This window comes from Edaphobacter aggregans DSM 19364 (assembly GCF_000745965.1).
GTDB lineage: Bacteria > Acidobacteriota > Terriglobia > Terriglobales > Acidobacteriaceae > Edaphobacter > Edaphobacter aggregans.
In genome coordinates this window covers 220,190-238,964 of record NZ_JQKI01000002.1, presented here as the reverse complement: position 1 = coordinate 238,964, position 18,775 = coordinate 220,190, and the positions used below count along the sequence as shown (strand labels likewise).

Here is an 18,775-nt window from a genome sequence, read left to right as displayed (position 1 = left end):
TTTAGCAATAAGGCGGCCCCTCTAGCCTTTGGAGTAAGTATCCTCCGGCAAAGCCGGAGGCTTTACGATTGCTGGCCCCTCAAAGGGGCCTGATCGCAATCGTGAAAAGCCAAAACCATGCCCCGTCCACTATCTCTTCGACACTTCAAAGTTCAGACACCGCGCTTCCCTGCCCTCCGGCGGCCCGCATCAAACCGTGCATACTCCCGAAACTGTCAAACTTCTACTGCCTCCCCGGCAAAGCCGGGGGAACTCCCGGTTGGATTAGTGGGTTTCAGTGGACATGAGGCTACCAACATCCGCTCCGTAGTTGGCGGAGAAGATCGCCTGGACGCGATAGGTCTCGTCATCGCGACAGAGCGGTGAGAAGGCCAGGGGCAGATCGATGCTGCCGGTGGCCCCACTGGGAATCGTGCCGAGGGGGAGCGGTGTGGGAAGAACCGGCTTCGCTTGGCAGCCGGTCCCCTCCGTTGTCGGAACCAGGGTGAAACTGTTCAGGCGGCTGCGCTGTGCAACTGCGTTCCCTGCATTGGTGAAAGAAAGCTGCCAGATGCGGAGTAGATCGGCGCCAGTCTTACGGGTAATAGCCGCCATCAGATTGGAAGAGCCAACGATCGGTCCGACGGTGATGCTGTCCAGCCCAGGCGCATAGCCCCCGGCGTTGGGATTGGCGATAACGATCTTGTTCGCTCCGGCATTCAACTGTACAGGAAGCAGGACAGGCACCGGCGAATCGAAGGTGCTGCCATTCACTTCAAGGGCGGTAGCTGGGCCATCGTTGACGGAAATATAGAACGTTCGCGGACCGCTGGTAGTGTAGTCGATCTCGAGTTGATACATGCCGGCCTCTGCGACCGTGACGTTGGGAAAGGTAACGGCGTTCTGGCTGCCGGCGCCGTAGTTTCCCACGTAAGCTCCGCCCGAGCAGAAGCTGCAGCCGCCGACGCTGGCTGTGCCACTGAGTCGTGCTGCTTCCGCTTCGTAGGTCGTGAAATCCGGAGCGACCGCGCTTCCGTCACGGGAGATGACGATGCGGTCGAGATCCGCCGCGTAGGTTCCAGGATTGCCGAAGGTGATTGTGTTATTACCCGCGATGAGGGTAACCGGCACGGTGCTGGCTTGTGGAAGGTTGAAGCTGCCTCCTCCCATGTTAAGCGTCGCCGGGCGGTTTCCGTTCACGACGTACACCAAAGCGCGCGGTCCCTGTGTCATCGCGTCAACTTCCATGCGGTAGGTTCCAGCGTTCTGCACGTAGACATTGAAGGTCGCGTTGTTGGTGGTGGGCGACGCCCCAAGATAGCTCAACTTCGCTCCACCGGAGCAGGCGGAGCACGGGGAGACATACGTGGTGCCGCTGAGCGTTGCGGACTCTGCTTCATAGACCTGGCCAGCGGGTGCCTTAACCGAGCCGAAGGGGGTGATCTTCAACAGGCGTGAACCGTGGCCAAGGATGGTCGTGGTATAGGCAACGGGCGACGGGCCGAGGTTGATGCGGTTCCACACATCGCGCACGGCCACGGCGTGGCGGAAACCGAGATCGCTCCAACGAACAGTGACTTTGCTGGGTAGACCATTCAGGTTGTAGAGAGCAACATAGATGCTGCCGTCCGCTTGCTTCGACATCCACACGGGCTGGGGGCCGCCAGTCACCTGCACGGCGGGGCGGCCGGACTGATCGACCGCGATGAGTTCGTCGTTCGTGAGGGCCGAGTTGGCGAAAGCGTCGAGTTTGGTGAGGTCTCCACCGAGATATATCGGGGAGTTCGCCATGGCCCAAATGGTAATCGCAGTCTGCTTCTCCTCGTCAGAAAGGCCGTCGAGCGGGCCATCGCCGACATCGAGCGTGTCCATGTCGTTCCATCCGAGGGTGGTGCCTGTTTCATGCTGCCAGCCCACATCGTTGTACTCGCGTAGCACGATACGCGGCCAGTTGGTCAGGGTGGCACAGCGGCCTTCGCACTCGACATCGTCGTCGATGCGGCGGGCGTTCGACCACTGTTGCCAGACGGAGGCGTAGTCCTGGGACAGCTGCCAGGAGACGGTAAGCCAGATGGGACGTCCCGTTTTGGCAATGGCCTTCGACCATGCCTCAACATCACCTCGGTTATCGATGGAGAGATCGTTCGAGTATGAGCCCGGCGAAACACCATCGAGCTTGATGAAATCGAAACCCCACGACGAGAAGAGCGCGACCACCGAGTCAATGTACTCCTGCGCTCCTGGCTTCGTGAAGTCGATCTTGTCGTGGTAAGGATTCGGCGGATTGCCGGCAAAGGCATTGCCCTTCGCAAGCGGCGTCACGACGATATCCTGCGTGTGATACGGCGTGCCGAGGATGGGATATTTGCCGTCGACAGCGGGCTGCTGGATGCCGGGGATCCAGTAGATACCTGCCTTTTGACCATTGGCGTGAATATGGTCCACCAGCGCCTTGATGTCAGGGAAGGTTGTGCTATTCGGAATGGGCCTCCCATTTTGGTCGAAGCTGCCCTGCCAACCAGAATCGAGATTGATATAGACGAAGCCGTGTTCCTGCAGGCCCGAGGCTTTGAGGGCGTCCGACTGCACGATCATGTTCGCTTGTGTCAGGAAGCTGCCGTCGATGGTTTGCTGGCTGAAGCTGCTCCAGCCGAGATAGGGTTTCTGGCCGGAGTTATTGACTTGTGCGCTCGCGCAGGGCAAGAAAGCGACAACCCCTGTAATCACGGTGAGAAGGGAGAGATAACTTGGTCTCATACGATCACGTCCTCTGATAGCAATAGGATTTACAGCCGAGTAGACAGGGAGAACCTCGTTCGCAGTCTCGTTTCAACAGGAGGAGCAGAGAGACTTCCGATGGCTCGAAGTGCCAGAGATTTCAGGCCATCGATTCCGGCTAACATGAAAACGTGTACGAACACGTTTTGTCAAGCAATATTGCTAGGATTTTCTAACAACTATAGGGCACGTGTACGGTACCGTGATTTAACGAAAGCTCTCCCGCCGCAGTTTGACCACTCGTCCCGCCTCCACCGGCAGATTGAGAACCCGATCTCCATAGCGAATCGGAATTCTGCCGGATCGTTGACTGCGAATGACCGCCGACAGGAGAGAGCCATTACGCCATTCCATATCCACCTGATACCCTCCGCGAGCACATATGCCATCGATCGAGCCACTCGGCCATGTGGCCGGAAGCGCAGGCAGAAGGTGCAGCTCTCCTCCTTGAGACTGGAGGAGCATCTCCGCGATGCCGGCGGTCCCGGCCGTATTTCCGTCCACCGCGAAGATGTCTTGCTCTGCTCCTGCAACACCACCGCTAGAAAAGGTCAGTAGATTGTCATCTGCTGCCTTTGCCAGCAACCCAACAAGATACTTGTAGGCAAGATCCCCTTGGAGCAGCCGCGCATGGTACAGAACCAAATTGGCTCTCCCCCATTCGCTTTGTTCCCAATTCGGCGTAGCCATCCTGCGCTGAATGGTGATTTCTGCGGCACGCGCCAATGCCGGCGTGGTCCGCGGCGAGATCTGGTTCTCGGGATAGAGACCGACCAGGTGACTTGTATGACGATGATTCGGGTCCGCATCCTCAAAGTCTTCGAGCCACTCCTGCAGTTGCCCGTGTTTCCCAATCTGGAAAGGAGGCAGCTTGGAGCGCGCCTCTTCGAGCCGTCGACGCAACTCATCATCAACGCCAAGAACCAACGCCGATTCAATACATTTGCTGAACAAGGCGTCCACGAGGACGCGATCGCAGGTATTTCCCATCGACTCGGCACAGGGTTGACCATCGGGCGCGAGGTACCAGTTTTCCGGTGAATCCGAGGGACCCGTCACAAGCCATCCATGTTTCGGCTCGGGAACCATGTACGCGAGAAAGAACTCGGCCGCCTCGCGGAACACGGGGTACGCTTGCACTCTCAGAAACTCGATGTCTCCCGTGAAGACATAGTGCTCCCACATCTGGAGTGCAATCCATATGCCTCCGGTTACAAACAAGCCCCACCCTAAACCTCCACCGGGAGCGGTATATTGCCATGCATTTGTGACCGTATGGCAGACCCAGCCGGGAGCGCCGTACATCTCTTGTGCCGTGCGGCGGCCCGATTGACGCAAACCCTCAATGAGCCCCCAGAGCGGTGTCTGACACTCGGAGAGATTGCACACCTCGGCTGCCCAGTAATTTTGCTGTGTGTTCATATCCAGGTGAAAATCGTTTGTCCATCCCATGGAACTCGCTAGGCCATCGTTCCATATACCCTGTAAAGCCAAGGGTAGCGGTGAATCGGCCCGTGAGCCTGCGATCGTGAGGTAGCGCCCATATTGAAAGAAAAGGGCTACGAGCTCAGGATCCGTGGCTCCATTTTCAAGTGCCTTCCTGCGCACATCGGTAGGCTGTGACACCACCTCTTTGCCACTCGATCCTAGGTTTAAGGACATCCGTCGGAAGAGTCGTTGATGATCAGCAAGGTGAGTTCTTTTCAGCTCTTCATAGCTCCGTTTCGATGCCTGAGTCACAATCCGGTCGCATCCTGCGCCGGGATCACCTCCCATAAAACTGGTAACGATTGTGACCAGAATGGTGGCCGCATTGGCGTCCGCGATTTGCAGGCTTCGATCTAGCGCGGCGATGTTTCCACCATCAAGGAGAACCTTCGCTCGGATCTGAAAGGCAACCCCATCGTGACCATTGCTATGCATTCGCTCGTAGGCATGGCCGCGCATGATGAGAACATCCTTCCCTTCGGGAAGGACCTCCACAGGCAAGATGGATCTTCCAAACCCGAGTTGAAAGTTGATCTTTCCAGATTGATTCGCCGCCAATCGAATGGCAATCAAGGAGTCTGGATGCGACGCAAGAATCTCGCGCTGAAATCTCACTCCCGCTTGATCAAACGTTACCCGCGCAACAGCCTCATCTAAGTTGAGAGAACGCCTGTAACCGTTATAGGTTTTCTTGCCTTCGAAGTTCAACTGCAGTTCTGGAAGCGGTAGATTCGTGCCAAAGGAAGAAGCCTTAACCAACAGATATTTCTGGCAAAGTTCTCGCGCCTCAACATATCTGCCGTCAAATAGCAGCTTTCGAATCGTCGAGAGATGTTCAAGAGCCCCAGGATTGATATCGTTCGAACTGAACGAACCCGACCAGGCAGTGGACTCTGAGAGCGCAATGCGCTCTTGGTCAACTCCTCCAAAGACCATTCCACCGAGCCGTCCGTTCCCAATAGGAAGTGCTTCAAGCCAACGATCCGCTGGTCGTGAATACCACAGTTCATTCGATGTACGAGTGTCTTCAGGCAACAATTGCTTCACTCGCGACGGAAGCATTGCCATAAAAAACCCGGTCTCCAGAAATTCGCGTCTTGTAGTCGACATTAGGACTTCCTTTTCACTTTTTGAATCACGAGTAAAGCCCCTTATCACTTCAAAGTTCTCACGAGAGCTTGTACAAATAAGCGCTTAAGTTCCAGCATTGAACTGCCCCGTAAACTGGCTCGTTCCTTTTCATCAGCACAACGGTTATCTAACCGGTCACGCTCGAAATGCCTGGAGTCTTCTGGCGTTCATCCATTCATTGCCGATCGAGAATGAACATCGCTGCCTGCAAATCGCCTCTCAATTCGACATCGATGCCATGGTGCATCCAGTAGCCTCCCGTCGCTTGTTGTGGTGTATCGTCACGCATCGTCCCATGGGCAACCCTGAGTGTATAGGTTGCATTCTCATCGAGGCCACGCAGATAGATGCGAGGGAACGGATATAGCTGGGAGCTTGAATGGAGAAACGCAAATGTGACAGCCTGTTTGCCGTCACGTGAGACACTCTCCGTCACCGATTGCTCGCCCTCCCGCGGAGACATCAACCGGTAGAGATCGCCTCGCTGTACGGTCTCTCGGATACTCTTGTACGTTTCGATCATTTTTCTAGCGGCAGCAAAGTCCTCTTGTGTCCATTTGTTCAGATTCGCGCCAACACCAAGCGAGCCCTGCATCGCCGAGAGAAAGCGATAGTCAAGGGAAAGCGAACGCTGGTTCACCCACGTTGGTGATTCGGTCACCCAGGCCATCATGACGGCTGGAGTATAGGCATAGGTGAAACCTTCCTGAAGAAGGAGCCGATCGTAAGCATCGGTGTTATCGGAGGGCCAGACCTCGTCGGTGAGGTGCATGACGCCAAGGTCGACGCGACTGCCGCCACCGGAGCAGCTTTCGATCTCGAGGTTGGGATGTTTCTCACGAAGCTTCTGGAGAATGTCGTAATAACTACGGGTGAAGTTGACATACACATTCTTTTGCTGCTCGGCGGGCGCCGCAGGCGATCCTGGTTCGGACCAGTTGCGGTTGTAATCCCATTTCAGAAAAGCAATATCGTTGTCATTTAGCAGTTTGTCCAGAACTTGGAGCACGTAGTCATGCACGTCTTCCCGGGCCAGGTTCAACACAAGTTGATTGCGGCCTTCGGTGCGAGGCCGGCCTTTGAAATTCAGAACCCACTCCGGATGTTTGCGATAAAGATCGCTGTCTGGATTGACCATCTCCGGTTCGACCCAGAGACCGAAGTCCATATGCAGGGAATGAACCTTATCGATCAGCGGCTTCAATCCATGAGGGAATTTTGTAGGATTGACAGTCCAATCACCGAGCCCAGCGTGATCGCTATTGCGTCGTCCAAACCATCCATCATCCATGACGAAACGCTCCACGCCGATGTCGGCAGCTTTTTCAGCGAGCGCCATCTGGCCGGTCTCGTCAACGTTGAAGGTTGTCGCTTCCCAGGAGTTATACAGGACCGGACGTAGTTTAGGGTGGGGGGCATGCGGCAGCAAAGAATCGACCTCGAAACGATGTAGCAAGCGCGATGCACCTCCCACACCGCGGTCGGAAAAGCCTCCATAGAAGTAGGGGGTCTGGAATGTTTCACCGTTCTTTAGGTAGTAGGAGAAGTCGAAAGCATTGGGCCCAGCCGTGACCCGTACTCCCTTAACGGCATCCTGCACAATCGCGATTTGCCATGAGCCGCTCCAACCAAGTGCTGCGAACCAAACATCTCCCTGGTCCTCGTCGTGATCGCTCGCGTGGTTGATCATGATCCAAGGATTGTTTTGCGAGCCCGTTGTACCGCGACGGCTCTCGAGAACGGTCTTCCCGCCATGAATGGGCTGTTGCTGCAGATCCCATTCTCCGGCCCAACGTCCGGTCACGTAATGCAGTTGATAGTTGGTGGCGCGGGGCAAATGATAGGTTCCACTTGCAACTTGTTCGATCGTGAATGGTGTGCCCGTACGATTCGAGACCTCCGCAGATCGACGCACAATGCCTGTTGTAGGGTCTATATGGTATTGCACTTTCACATAGATCTCACGGGAGATGTCTTTCATCACAACGTCCAATTCATCCCGACTCGTAGTATGGTAGGCATATTTCAAAACGAGATCGCGGTTACCGTCAGGGAAGGTGATCTTGAGATCAGGCTCGACATAGAGTCCTTCACCCCAGCCGGTGAACTCCTGAGGCGTCGTGTTCGAGGACATGTCGAATGACGACAGGGATTGGCCCGATTTAGGTGTCGTGAATTCTTGCGACGCCGGAAGTCGTTTACCCCAATAGATCATCTGCAATTGACCGGAGTCATTGACCCCGACCACATAGGTTACTTCACCGCCGTCCAATCGGAAGACGCGTTGTGGAGCTCTTGTGGTCCCACCGGAACCTTGGAATGCCAAAGCGGCCGTTGTGATGAAGACAATGAACCAAGTGAGATGTTTCATGTCGCGCTCCATTGCTTTCTTGTCGAATACCGCGTTTGCGATGAGCCATGATGCAACCGCGCACAGATTTGCTTACGCATCGATATCAGGGGTGGCATGCTGGATCGCTATCTTTTCTTCGAGAAACGGATGGCTGTTCCACCGCCCGGTGCGAGCTGTAAGGACAAATTGCTTCTGCTCGATACGGATTTGGTAGAGATTCGTAGGTGTTTGGGTTGTGTAGCTGCGTCTGCCGCATCTTCATACATCTCTGCCGTGTAGACGCCATTGCCGAGAAAGTCGAGTGACACACGAAGGGTCTTCGGTTGCCAGTTCGTCATAGCGCCGAGATACCATTCGTTTTTGTGGCGGCGGGCGACGACGGTGTCTTCACCGGGAGCGCTTGATAGAACACGGGTTTCGTCCCACTCAACCGGTACATCTTTTATGAATTGAAATCCCGGCCGATTTTCATAGTGCTGCGGGCTGTCCGAGAGCATGGGAAAGGGCGTTTCATAGATGACGTAAAGGGCAAGCTGTTGCGCTCGTGTCCCCATCGCCATGGGGGCTTCGTTGCGGGCAACGAAGCTGTCTTGCGTCGCATTGTCAAATGCGCCAGGAGTGAAGTCCATGGGTCCGGCCAGCAGCCGTGTCGATGCGAAGGTTGTGCGATCTACGGGGCTATCCCGTCGTCCAACTTTATTGTTCTCCAGTCCCAGGACGGCTTCATAGCTCAGCACATTCGGATAGGTACGAAGCAGGCCCCATGGTGTTCGGCAACCATGGAAGTCGATCATCAGATGATGTGCTGCTGCCAGTTTGGCAACGTCGTAGTAGAACTGGATTCCTTCCTGGTCATCGCGATTGACGAAATCAATCTTCAGACCGGCTACGCCCCATTTTTCATAGAGCGGGAAGGCTTCCCGCATCTGTTTCATGACTGAGGTTGAATAAAGCCAGATCCAGACCTTAACCTTCTTGGTTGCTCCATACCGGACCAATTCAGGGACGTCGACCTTGCCGTTCAGTTGGGTGATGTCGCCCGACTTCGACCATCCTGCATCCAGCATGAAGTACGGCAATCCGTTTGCAGCGGAAAAGTCGATGTATTCTTTCATCACATCTGTCGTGAAGCCAGACGTTCCTGTCTTGCTGACGTCGTCAACCCACCAGTTCCAACTGGTCTTTCCACCTTTGATCCAGCTTGTATCCGAAACGCGCGACGGTGGATTGAGGTTGGTGAGCAGATTCGATTCGATCAGCCGTCCCGGCGTATCGGCGATGCCGAGTATTCTCCACGCGGAATGGTGTGGAAGGCTTCCGATGACGGCGTGCTCTGGGTCATCCCACCGCGGAGAGAGCTTCACAGTCAACAGGTGACCGGCCCAGTTCCCCGATGGATTTGTCAGATACATGGAACTATTCGTTTCCAGATCAGACTCCATGAGCGACAGCCATGCCACACCAGGCTGGTGCAGTAATACGGGAGTACCGATCAAGAAGTTGCTGGAGACGCCGCCCTGATTGCTTAGCGATGAGAGGTTGAGACGTACATACTCACTCTCGTAGCTGCTGCGGTAGTTTGGTAAAGCGAGTACCCAGGCTGTGTCATCGTCCGTGAACCGAAATTCTGTTTCCTCAGCCTTCAGCTTGAGATCGGAAACATTGTTCTGTTCGGGGATAAGATAGCGAAAGGCGATGCCATCGTTGTATGCCCGTGCTTCGATATCAAGCTTCCGGTTCGTCCTTGCGGATTCCACCGTGTGGACAAGGATAGCGTTATAGACGTCATGCACCTTGCTCGTCTTGGTGTTGCGCAAGGGATAGTCGTCGACTCCGGAAGATGACTTGACGTCCTCGATCCGCACGTCAGACCCGAGTGGCGGTCCACCTTCGAGATTGAGACCGAGTGCAGATTCATTGACGACGCTCTTTCCCATAAAACTGACGGAGTAGGTTAGCACACCTGTGTCTTTGACTGTTCCCTTCCCATGGTTCACGGCGAACGTCATCGTGAGGCGGCCGTCAGGAGATGTGACAGAGAGGGGAGCCTGTGAGACAAGAGGCGTTCCAAATGTTACGAAGACAGCAGTAGATAGAGTGACAATGAACCGCGATGGCATCTTGGAGAATTCCCGATAGAACAGTTGTCAGGCTCAATATTTGAACCCGATTCGATTGGCAATCTGTTGTACTTGCTGAAGCATGGGTGAACGACTGAAGCACTCGCCTGTCTGGTGGTTGAAGAAAAAGGGCAGAGTGTGAGCCACTCTGCCCTGAGCAAGGCATCGGACCTTTAGAAGACGTATTTCAATGAGAGTTGAAGGAAGCGAGCGTCGGGAGCGTTTGCCTGGAGGTTCTTGGGCCCCGTGATCTGACCACCATTGCTTCCATTGCTCGTGTTGGATGGATTGTTTAGCGTGGGATGGTTGAAGACATTGAACGCGTCTGCTCGGAACTGAAGATACTGCTCCCGGAATGTGGTGAAGTTCTTGAATAGGGATGTGTCGGCACGCCAGTATCCCGGTCCGTAGATTAAGTTCTGCTTATCACCAAGATAGGCAAGCACCTGAGTCGGGTTGGTAATCAGCGTTTTCTCATCGATGGCGTCTCCACGCAATGGGTTGGCGAAGGCACACGGGTTATACCAGTTTTCTTTCGTTCGTACCCGCGAGGGGCAGGCGCTTGCCCCGTCTTCCGGTGGTGTCCCTCCGGCTCGGAACGGATCGCCAACCTTCACAGCACGTGCCGACCCTCCTGAGGCCGTTGAGCGTATGGGCGAGATGCCACCCAGGGGAATACCCGTCTGTCCTGTGAAAGTACCGCTGACTTGCCATCCACCGACAGCAAGATCCAGGAGACGCGAATTGTTGAGGTAGTCACGGCCATGGCCAAAGGGAAGCTGATAGCTGCCATTGAAGGTGAAGCGGTTACGAATGTCATAGGACGAGTTCGTGTACTCCGAGTTGAGCCCAAGCAGATAATACGAACGCACGCCAATGCCGTTCGAAAGCCCGCCGGCAGAGCTTGAATTGTCGAGTGCGTGTGCAAAGGTGTACGTGGCCAAGAACGAGAGTCCGTGTGAAAACCGCTTCTCCATCTTGGTCTGAATGGAGTTATAGTTGCTGACACCGCTGTACTGAATCTGCCCGGTCCATCCGAGCGTAGGGAATGGGTTGAGGTTGTTGGTGTTGGTGCCCGCTCTCGCGAGGGCGAGAGACGAGTTGGGGGCCCAGTATGTCGACAGATGGCGGCTGACGTTACCGACATAAGCGATGGAGGCGACGAAGTCCGGGCTCAAGGCATACTGAAAGGAGAGGCTAAAGTTTTCAGTGTATGGGGTTTTGATGCGTGGATCCGTTGAGTGAAAACCGGGTTGCGACGGTACAGAACTCGCGTTCAGAACGGGAAGACCCGACTCCAGCTTGTATGGAAGGGGGCTGCAACTCGTAGAGTCGCAGGTGGGTTGGCTATAGTAGGCATCCAGCGTGAAGGGATAGTTTGCGCCAAGATTGCCATTGCCGTGGCTCTGAAGACCTCCGTAGAAGAGTCCATAGCCGCCCCGAATCACTGATTTTGAATTGATCTGATAGGCAAAACCGAAACGCGGTGCAAAGTTGACCTTCTGCGATTCTAGCAGGCGCGCGTTATCGACGTATTGCACATCGACGCGATTGGCCGCGAGCAACGACATAAACGCCGGGCTGAGCGTATAGCGCTGTGCACCCTTCGGTAGCTGGTAGACCGCGGTTCCGGTTCCCACGCCATTGCTGTTGAGCCCCACGGGGCCAGTCAGAATAAAGTTGGCCTGTTGATCGCGCGATTCTGCATAAGGCTGATACCAATCCCAGCGAAGGCCAAGGTTCAGCGTCAGCTTCGAATTCGCACGCCAGTCATCCTGGAAGTAAGCCGAGTCGTACCACTGTTGGTCATGGACCGCGGGGACGTTCGTGATGTAGGCAGTGGACATCTGATTGGCCAGGAAGTCGGCGGTACCGCTGGTCGCGCTGGAGCCCGGGATGCTGGTATAGCTGCCATTGAAGCTGTACTGGCCTCGCGGAGCCGCAGCGTAGGTGTAGTAGAAGCGAACGTTCTGGATAGCAACGCCATACTTCATCGAATGGTTGCCGACGATCTTCGTCATGTTATCGAGGATCTGATAGACGTTCTGAGACTCATTGGATGTACCCGAAGATCCCCAGTTGTCTGCTCCCACGGTGCCCTGCAGCTGGCCTTGGGGTAGGCCGCCCTGAAATGGGCTGACCGGGACATTGCCCAAGCCAAGACTCGACGCGAGGGTCGAGTTGTTTGCATTTGGCTGAAGGAAACGGAAAACGCCCCAGTTGTAGCCAAAACGGAATTCGTTTGTCAGCGATGGGCTGAATACGTGGGTTTCGCTGAACATGCCGTTCTGCGCCAGGTTGGTATCGCGCTCGCCGCCGTAGCCACTCCCGTCCAGGACTGGTCCAAAGGGGAGGCCGTTGTTAACGATTTCGTGAAAATAACTGTAGCGTCCAAAGAGTTGATCTTTGGCGCTGATATTCCAATCCAAACGCTGGTCCCACTGAATGGTGTTATCGCGCTTGCCGATGTTGGTGTTGTAGTTCTTGTAGGTGCGACCATTGTTGACGTTCGGCAGTGGATACAGGTTGAGAATGTTCTGGGCTGTTGGATTGATGTCGGAGGGGCAGAAGACATTCTGTGTACGCCCGCAGGGCTGTCCTAGGGGTATGGTTCCCCGGGAACCAGGTTGGTACAGATTGATTTTTCCTTTATTAATCTGATCATTATAGCCAGTCAGGGATGGATCCAGTAGTTCAGTGAAATCGCCGGTACGCATTCTTGCTGTCGGAACTGTAAAAACCTGCGGACTGCCGAACGAGACACGGTTTGCTTCAATATCGCCAAAGTAGAAGAGCTTGTCCTTGAGAATGGGAAAGCCGAGCGTAGCACCGAATTGATTCTGGTGAAATGCAGGAACGGTAAGAGCGTTCCAGTTTTGCGCATTCATCTTATCGCTGCGGTAGTACTCCCAAAGACTGCCGTGGATGGCATTCGTTCCCGATTTGATGCTGGCGCTGAGTACGGCGCCGGCGGAGTGACCAAACTCGGCGCTATAGTTGCTGGTCAGCAGGTTAAATTCGGCAAGAGCGTCGGGTGGAGGACGCATCACGAATGTAGATCCATTCAGAAAATCGACAAGGTTGGTATTGTTATCGACGCCATCAAGGATGAAGTTGTTTTGTTCTGCGCGTTGCCCGTTCGCCACGAAGTCGCCCTTACCGGAACCTCGTGTTTGCCCCTGGGGAGGAGCGATCCCGGCCGTGAGCTGCGCGATGAAGACCCAATTCCGGCCGTTGAGAGGCGTTTCATTGATGGTCTTCGAATCGACAACCTGTCCGACAGCGCCGGTTTGAGTATCGAGCAGAGGCATCGCCGTATTTACGGTGATGCTGCTGGTCACGGAACCCGGTTTGAGTTCAAAGTTGACGCCGAGACGTGCCTGCATGTTGAGAACGAGGTTCTCGCGCTTGGATGTCTGGAATCCATCTGCAGCAACCGCGATGGAGTATCTTCCGATCTTCACCGGCGAGAAAACATAGATCCCGCTCTCATTGGTCGGGCGTTCAAAGGAGAGTCCGGTATCTGTGGCGGTGAGTGTTACTTTTGCATTTGGAATCAATGCGCCGCTCTGATCCGTAACCACTCCGGTGATCGTTCCCTGATCCATCTGAGCCTGTGCTGGTGGAAGAACAAACAGACCAGTGATGGCAAGTGCAAGAGTGGTGAAGAATGCTTGGAGTCGTTTCGACGTTCTAGGCGTGGAGGTGGACATGCTGGCCTTCCTTTACTGAACATATTTTTCTTTATGACAAGGAAAACGTGTTCGTTCACGTAAATACTCGGATAAATGAAGCGCTAGCGAAGCTAATATGGAGCGTGAACGTATGTCAAGTGGCAAACTGATTTCCAGGAACCAAGGATCGAAATGAACAGAAATCATCTGGAGGGGCCATCTACTCGTGTGCACTGTCGATCGCACGGAGGCTTCACTGTGTTCGGGCTTTGGTCTAATTTCGCGGGCCCAATTCGAAAAGGTGGGACCGGTCGGCGACTATCGTGAATCTGTGATACGGTAACGTACACGAAAATGTTTTCCATGGTGGGGCACCTTCTGCCCCCGCCATAAGGTTAATCTACATGCTTCCTGACGAGACCACCCAAGAGCAGAAACCCGAGGTCCACGATCGGCTGTCACCGTTGATCCTTCCCGCAGCTCCTGAGTCTGAAACCGGTCCGGTGAAGGCCTGGAGTCAGCGAGTCACCATGATGACGTATGCGCCAGCCCAGCCTGACAAGAACCCACTGTTTCTAGAGAAACGTGTCTATCAGGGAAGCAGCGGCCGTGTCTATCCTCTACCCGTCATCGATCTGATTGCGACGAAACCGGAGCCAAGACAGTGGGAGGCCATTCATCTCGAAAATGAGTATCTGCGGCTGATGGTAATGCCGGAGATTGGCGGACGGATCCATGTTGGGATAGACAAAAGGACGGGATACGACTTCTTCTACCGTCAGAACGTCATCAAGCCAGCCCTTGTAGGCCTCGCCGGCCCGTGGATTTCTGGAGGAGTCGAATTCAACTGGCCACAGCACCATCGGCCCGCAACTTTTATGCCTGTAGAGGCCAGTATCGAGCGAGCACCCGACGGAAGTGTAACGGTGTGGTGTTCCGATCACGATCCCATGTCCCACCTAAAGGGCATGCACGGTGTTTGCCTGCGGCCTGGATCCACAGTGGTGGAGGTCCGGGTCCGGCTATATAACCGGACACAGGACACGCAGACCTTTCTCTGGTGGGCAAATGTCGCTACGCGTGTGCACGAACAATATCAGTCCTTTTTTCCTGGCGACGTCCGATACGTCGCAGATCATGCGAAGCGGGCAATTACGGAATATCCCCTGAGTCAGGGGATCTATTACGGTGTTGACTATAAGCGTCGCTCGGTCGAAGGTATTCCCGCAGATGAGATGCCGCCTTGCTTCGTGCCTGACGGTTCCTATCCGCCGAACGACCTCGGATGGTATGCCAACATTCCGGTACCAACCAGCTACATGATTGTGGGTTCGAAAGGTGATTTCTTTGGCGGTTACGATCACAAGCATAAGGCTGGAACCGTCGCTGTTGCCGACCACCATGTGGCTCCGGGAAAGAAACAATGGACCTGGGGAAATCACGAGTTCGGTTACGCCTGGGACCGCAGTTTGACCGACAAGGATGGTCCCTACGTCGAACTTATGTCCGGCGTGTACACGGACAATCAACCGGATTTCTCGTATCTTGCGCCGGGAGAGACGAAAACATTTAGCCAGTTCTGGTATCCCATCGGCAATATCGGCGTTCCGAATCTGGCGAGCGTAGATGGGGCTCTCCGTGTCGAGGTAGGAGCCGGCCAAATCACCGTGCATGTTCAGGTGACGGCAGCCAGACGGCAGAGCACCGTCATCGTTCGGGCAGCGGGAAGCGAGATCGGTCGCAGGATGGGCGATCTCATGCCTGAAACGACATGGTCGGAACGATTCACGTACGATGGCGCGTCGGATGGTCTGGAAGTGATCGTGCAATCCGACGACGCAACGTTGCTTCGGTATGTTCCGGACGAGATTGTCCCGGTTATAGCGCCGAATGTTGCGACCGAGCCTCCGTTACCGAAAGACGTCGATAGCATGGACGAACTATTCCTCATCGGTGTCCATCTCGAACAATATCGCCACCCCACTCGTAGCCCGGAAGGCTATTGGCAAGAGGCCTTGTCTCGTGATTCCGACGACAGCCGCTGCAATCACATGTTGGGTCGCTGGCACCTGCGGCGTGGTGAGTTCGAGCAGGCGGAACACTATTTGCGTACCGCGATTGCACGCCTGACCAGGAGAAACCCGAATCCGTACGATGGCGAGCCGTACTATAATCTTGGACTTACACTACACTACCAGGAGCGATTCGCTGAGGCATACGATGCTTTCTACAAGAGCACGTGGAACGCAGCCTGGCGTGGGCCTGGATATCATCGTCTCGCGGAGATGGACTGTGTCCGCGGCGAATGGCTGAAGGCTCTCGATCATCTGGATCGTTCGCTCATTGCCGGCGCCGACAATCTCTCGGCGCGGAACCTGAAAGCAGTTGTGTTGGAGCGACTTGGACGGAAAGAGGAAGCTCAGCGTCTACTCCGACAAAACCGAGCGCTCGATCCTCTGGATCTGTTCAGCCGCTTTCTGATGGGTCACGAAGTGCCAGCGAATCATCAGATGCAGCTTGATCTAGGCTTCGATCTCATACGCTCTGGCCTTCTCGAAGAAGCGCTCAGCGTCTTTGATGCTCCCAGCGATGTTCCGTCCACCATGGTGATGTACGCGCGTGCCGATGTGTTGCGACAGATGGGGAGAGGAAGCGAGAGCAAAGAGACGTATTGCCAGGCTTCTCAGGAGAACTCCGATTACATCTTCCCCGACCGCTTGGAAGAATTACGTGTACTTGAGAAGGCTTTGGAAATCAATGCTCGAGATGCTCGTGCAGCCTACGCTCTCGGCAATCTTCTGTATGATCGTCGTCGACATAGCGAAGCCATTGTGCGGTGGGAGCAGAGCGTTGCCGCAGAACCGGGTTTCTCGATTGCATGGCGTAACCTTGGCATCGCTTATTTCAACATCTTGTCCGATAGGCAGAAGGCGCTCAACGCTTTTGAACGTGCCCGCACCTGTGCTCCGACGGATGCCCGGCTTTTATACGAGCAGGATCAGCTTCGCAAGCGAACAGGATTCGCTCTGGAAGAGCGTCTGGCGCTACTTGCAGATAATCGTCCTCTCGTTGACAGTCGTGATGATCTTTCGGTGGAGTTCGCTTCTTTGCTGAACAGCCTCGATCGGCCCGAAGACGCTCTTCTCATTCTCTGTAAGAGACAATTTCAACCCTGGGAAGGCGGCGAAGGACTGGTGCTTTCCGAATATGTCCGTGCGAATGTTCTCCTGGCACGAAGGGTGCTCCCGACTCACCCTGAGAATGCTTTGGAATTCCTGCATGCCGCCAGTTCGCCACCATGCAACCTCAGCGAGGCGAAACATCTGTTGATGAATCTCAGCATGGTCGATTACTGGTATGCCGTTGCCTATACGGCAATCCATCGGCCGCAAGACGCCAAGCGTCATTGGTTAGGGGCGGCGAGCCGTAAGGGAGATTTCCAGCAGATGCAGGTGCAACCCGTCTCTGAGATGACCTACTGGAGCGCCCTGGCTCTGCGTAAACTGGGTCGGGAACAAGAAGCAATCGATCTGTTCCATCAGATTGAGTCGTATGCGTTCCAGTTGGATCGTCAGACACCAAAGATCGACTACTTTGCGACATCGTTGCCGGCAATGCTTCTCTTTGAAGTAGACCTTAAAGAACGCCAAACGATTACAGCACGCTTCTTGGAGGCGCAGGCGGCGCTGGGGCTCGGACAAGGTGAGCGATCCACCCAATTGCTTCGCCAGGTCGAGATGATGGACCACAGCCACACGGGCGCAATCGATATGCGCAGACTGATCGCAGGTGGAATGTGCAGGGGCCAGTAAGCGCGATATCAAACGAGGCTTCCGTTGCGAGTGAACGCAAAGGATACGTGTGGGGGATTGCCTTGGTCGCCGCACTGGGCGGCTTGCTCTTCGGCTACGACTGGGTGGTAATCGGGGGCGCGCGAGAGTTCTATGAAATCTACTTTCATCTGACCTCGGCTAGCCTCGTGGGCTGGGCAAATAGTTGTGCACTCGTTGGTTGCCTTGTGGGTTCCCTGATGGCAGGTTCGTTGGCCGATCGGCTTGGTAGGAAACCTGTGCTCTTAGTGTCCGCGGTTTTGTTCGCCATCTCTTCCGTGCTGACAGGTTGGGCCTCCACATTTTCAAGTTTCATCATGTGGAGGGTAGTTGGTGGCGTGGCGATCGGACTTAGCTCGAACGTGTCTCCTCTCTACATCGCAGAACTCAGTCCTTCGAATCTTCGTGGACGGCTCGTCAGTCTGAACCAGTTCGCCATCGTCGTAGGAATTCTGATGGCCCAGATCGTGAACTGGCTGTTGGCCCGGCCAGTGCCGGAGCATACCGCGTCCGACGTTTTGCTGCAATCCTGGAACGTTCAGTACGGATGGCGTTGGATGTTCAGCGCGCTGGTGGTGCCGGCGGCCATCTTTACATTTGCGTCGCTATGGATACCCGAGAGTCCTCGCTGGCTGGTCACACGCCATCGTCGTGAGAACGCTCTACTTACGCTTGAAAGGGTGGGAGGAAAGAAATATGCGAAGGCGGAATTAGCAGCCATCGAGCGTGCGTTGACTACGGAGCAGAAGGCTACAAACCACTCATGGGGCGAACTCGCGCGCCCCTCAGTGCGACGTGTCGTTTTATTAGGAATGGCGCTGGCTGTGTTACAGCAATGGACTGGAATTAACGTTCTATTTAATTACGCGGCCGAGGTCTATCGGAATGCCGGGTATAAAGCGAATGACGTCTTTCTGAACATCGTCATTACGGGTGCCATCAATCTCATCTTCACTGTGATGGCCATGCTCATGATCGACAAAGTAGGGCGACGAAAACTGATGATTCTAGGATGTATTGGCATTGCGGTGTCTCATTTTCTGTGTGCGTTTGCCTATCGAGCCGGAATTGGTGGGATCGCCGTTCTGACGCTTACACTTAGCGCAATCGCCTGCTATGCACTGACGCTGGCACCCGTAACTTGGGTGCTTATTGCGGAGATCTTTCCGCAACGCGTTCGGGCACAAGGCGTCTCGATCTCCGTCAGCGCCTTGTGGCTGGCTTCTTTCGCACTGACCTACAGCTTTCCCATCCTGAACCGCCGTTTAGGCACAGCTTGGGTATTCGCTGCCTACGGAGTGATCTGCGTACTCGGGTGTGTTCTGGTTGCTACTTCGGTTCGCGAAACTAAAGGTCGGAGCCTCGAACAGATCGAGGCCGGTGTCTTGGATGGCTAGGACACCGTGGTCGACTGAATCATTC

7 protein-coding genes are annotated in these 18,775 nt (G+C 54.9%); 2 read left to right on the top strand and 5 right to left on the bottom strand.

The features are described 5' to 3' along the window. Positions 1-264 precede the first annotated feature (264 nt). The 5 genes from Q363_RS03690 to Q363_RS03670 all read right to left on the bottom strand — a co-directional run bounded on the left by Q363_RS03690 (position 265) and on the right by Q363_RS03670 (position 13,562). Positions 265-2,736, bottom strand: a complete 2,472-nt coding sequence (locus Q363_RS03690) for an alpha-galactosidase D (RefSeq protein WP_051978311.1) — start codon at positions 2,734-2,736, stop codon at positions 265-267. 228 nt (positions 2,737-2,964) lie between these two features. Beyond that, the gene (locus Q363_RS03685; protein ID WP_051978337.1) at positions 2,965-5,307 is read right to left on the bottom strand and encodes a glycoside hydrolase family 95 protein; all 2,343 of its coding nucleotides are present in this window, start codon (positions 5,305-5,307) and stop codon (positions 2,965-2,967) included. A gap of 244 nt (positions 5,308-5,551) precedes the next feature. Then, positions 5,552-7,747 carry an alpha-galactosidase gene (locus Q363_RS03680; RefSeq protein WP_051978310.1) on the bottom strand — a complete coding sequence of 732 codons (2,196 nt, stop codon included), beginning with the start codon at positions 7,745-7,747 and terminating at the stop codon, positions 5,552-5,554. Between the two features lie 107 nt (positions 7,748-7,854). After that, positions 7,855-9,849: a glycoside hydrolase family 97 protein gene (locus Q363_RS03675; RefSeq protein WP_035347943.1), complete on the bottom strand. Its 1,995-nt coding sequence runs from the start codon at positions 9,847-9,849 to the stop codon at positions 7,855-7,857. A gap of 173 nt (positions 9,850-10,022) precedes the next feature. Then, positions 10,023-13,562: an outer membrane beta-barrel protein gene (locus Q363_RS03670; protein WP_035347942.1), complete on the bottom strand. Its 3,540-nt coding sequence runs from the start codon at positions 13,560-13,562 to the stop codon at positions 10,023-10,025. Positions 13,563-13,927: 365 nt separating this feature from the next. Here Q363_RS03670 and Q363_RS03665 point away from each other — a divergent pair, with 365 nt between their 5' ends. After that, positions 13,928-17,335, top strand: coding sequence for a DUF5107 domain-containing protein (locus Q363_RS03665; protein WP_051978309.1), 3,408 nt, complete (start codon positions 13,928-13,930; stop codon positions 17,333-17,335). Beyond that, positions 17,320-18,750 (top strand): sugar porter family MFS transporter, encoded by a 1,431-nt coding sequence (locus Q363_RS03660; RefSeq protein WP_084079938.1) that lies wholly within the window; start codon positions 17,320-17,322, stop codon positions 18,748-18,750. Before Q363_RS03665 ends, Q363_RS03660 begins: the two co-directional genes overlap by 16 nt. Positions 18,751-18,775: the final 25 nt, after the last annotated feature.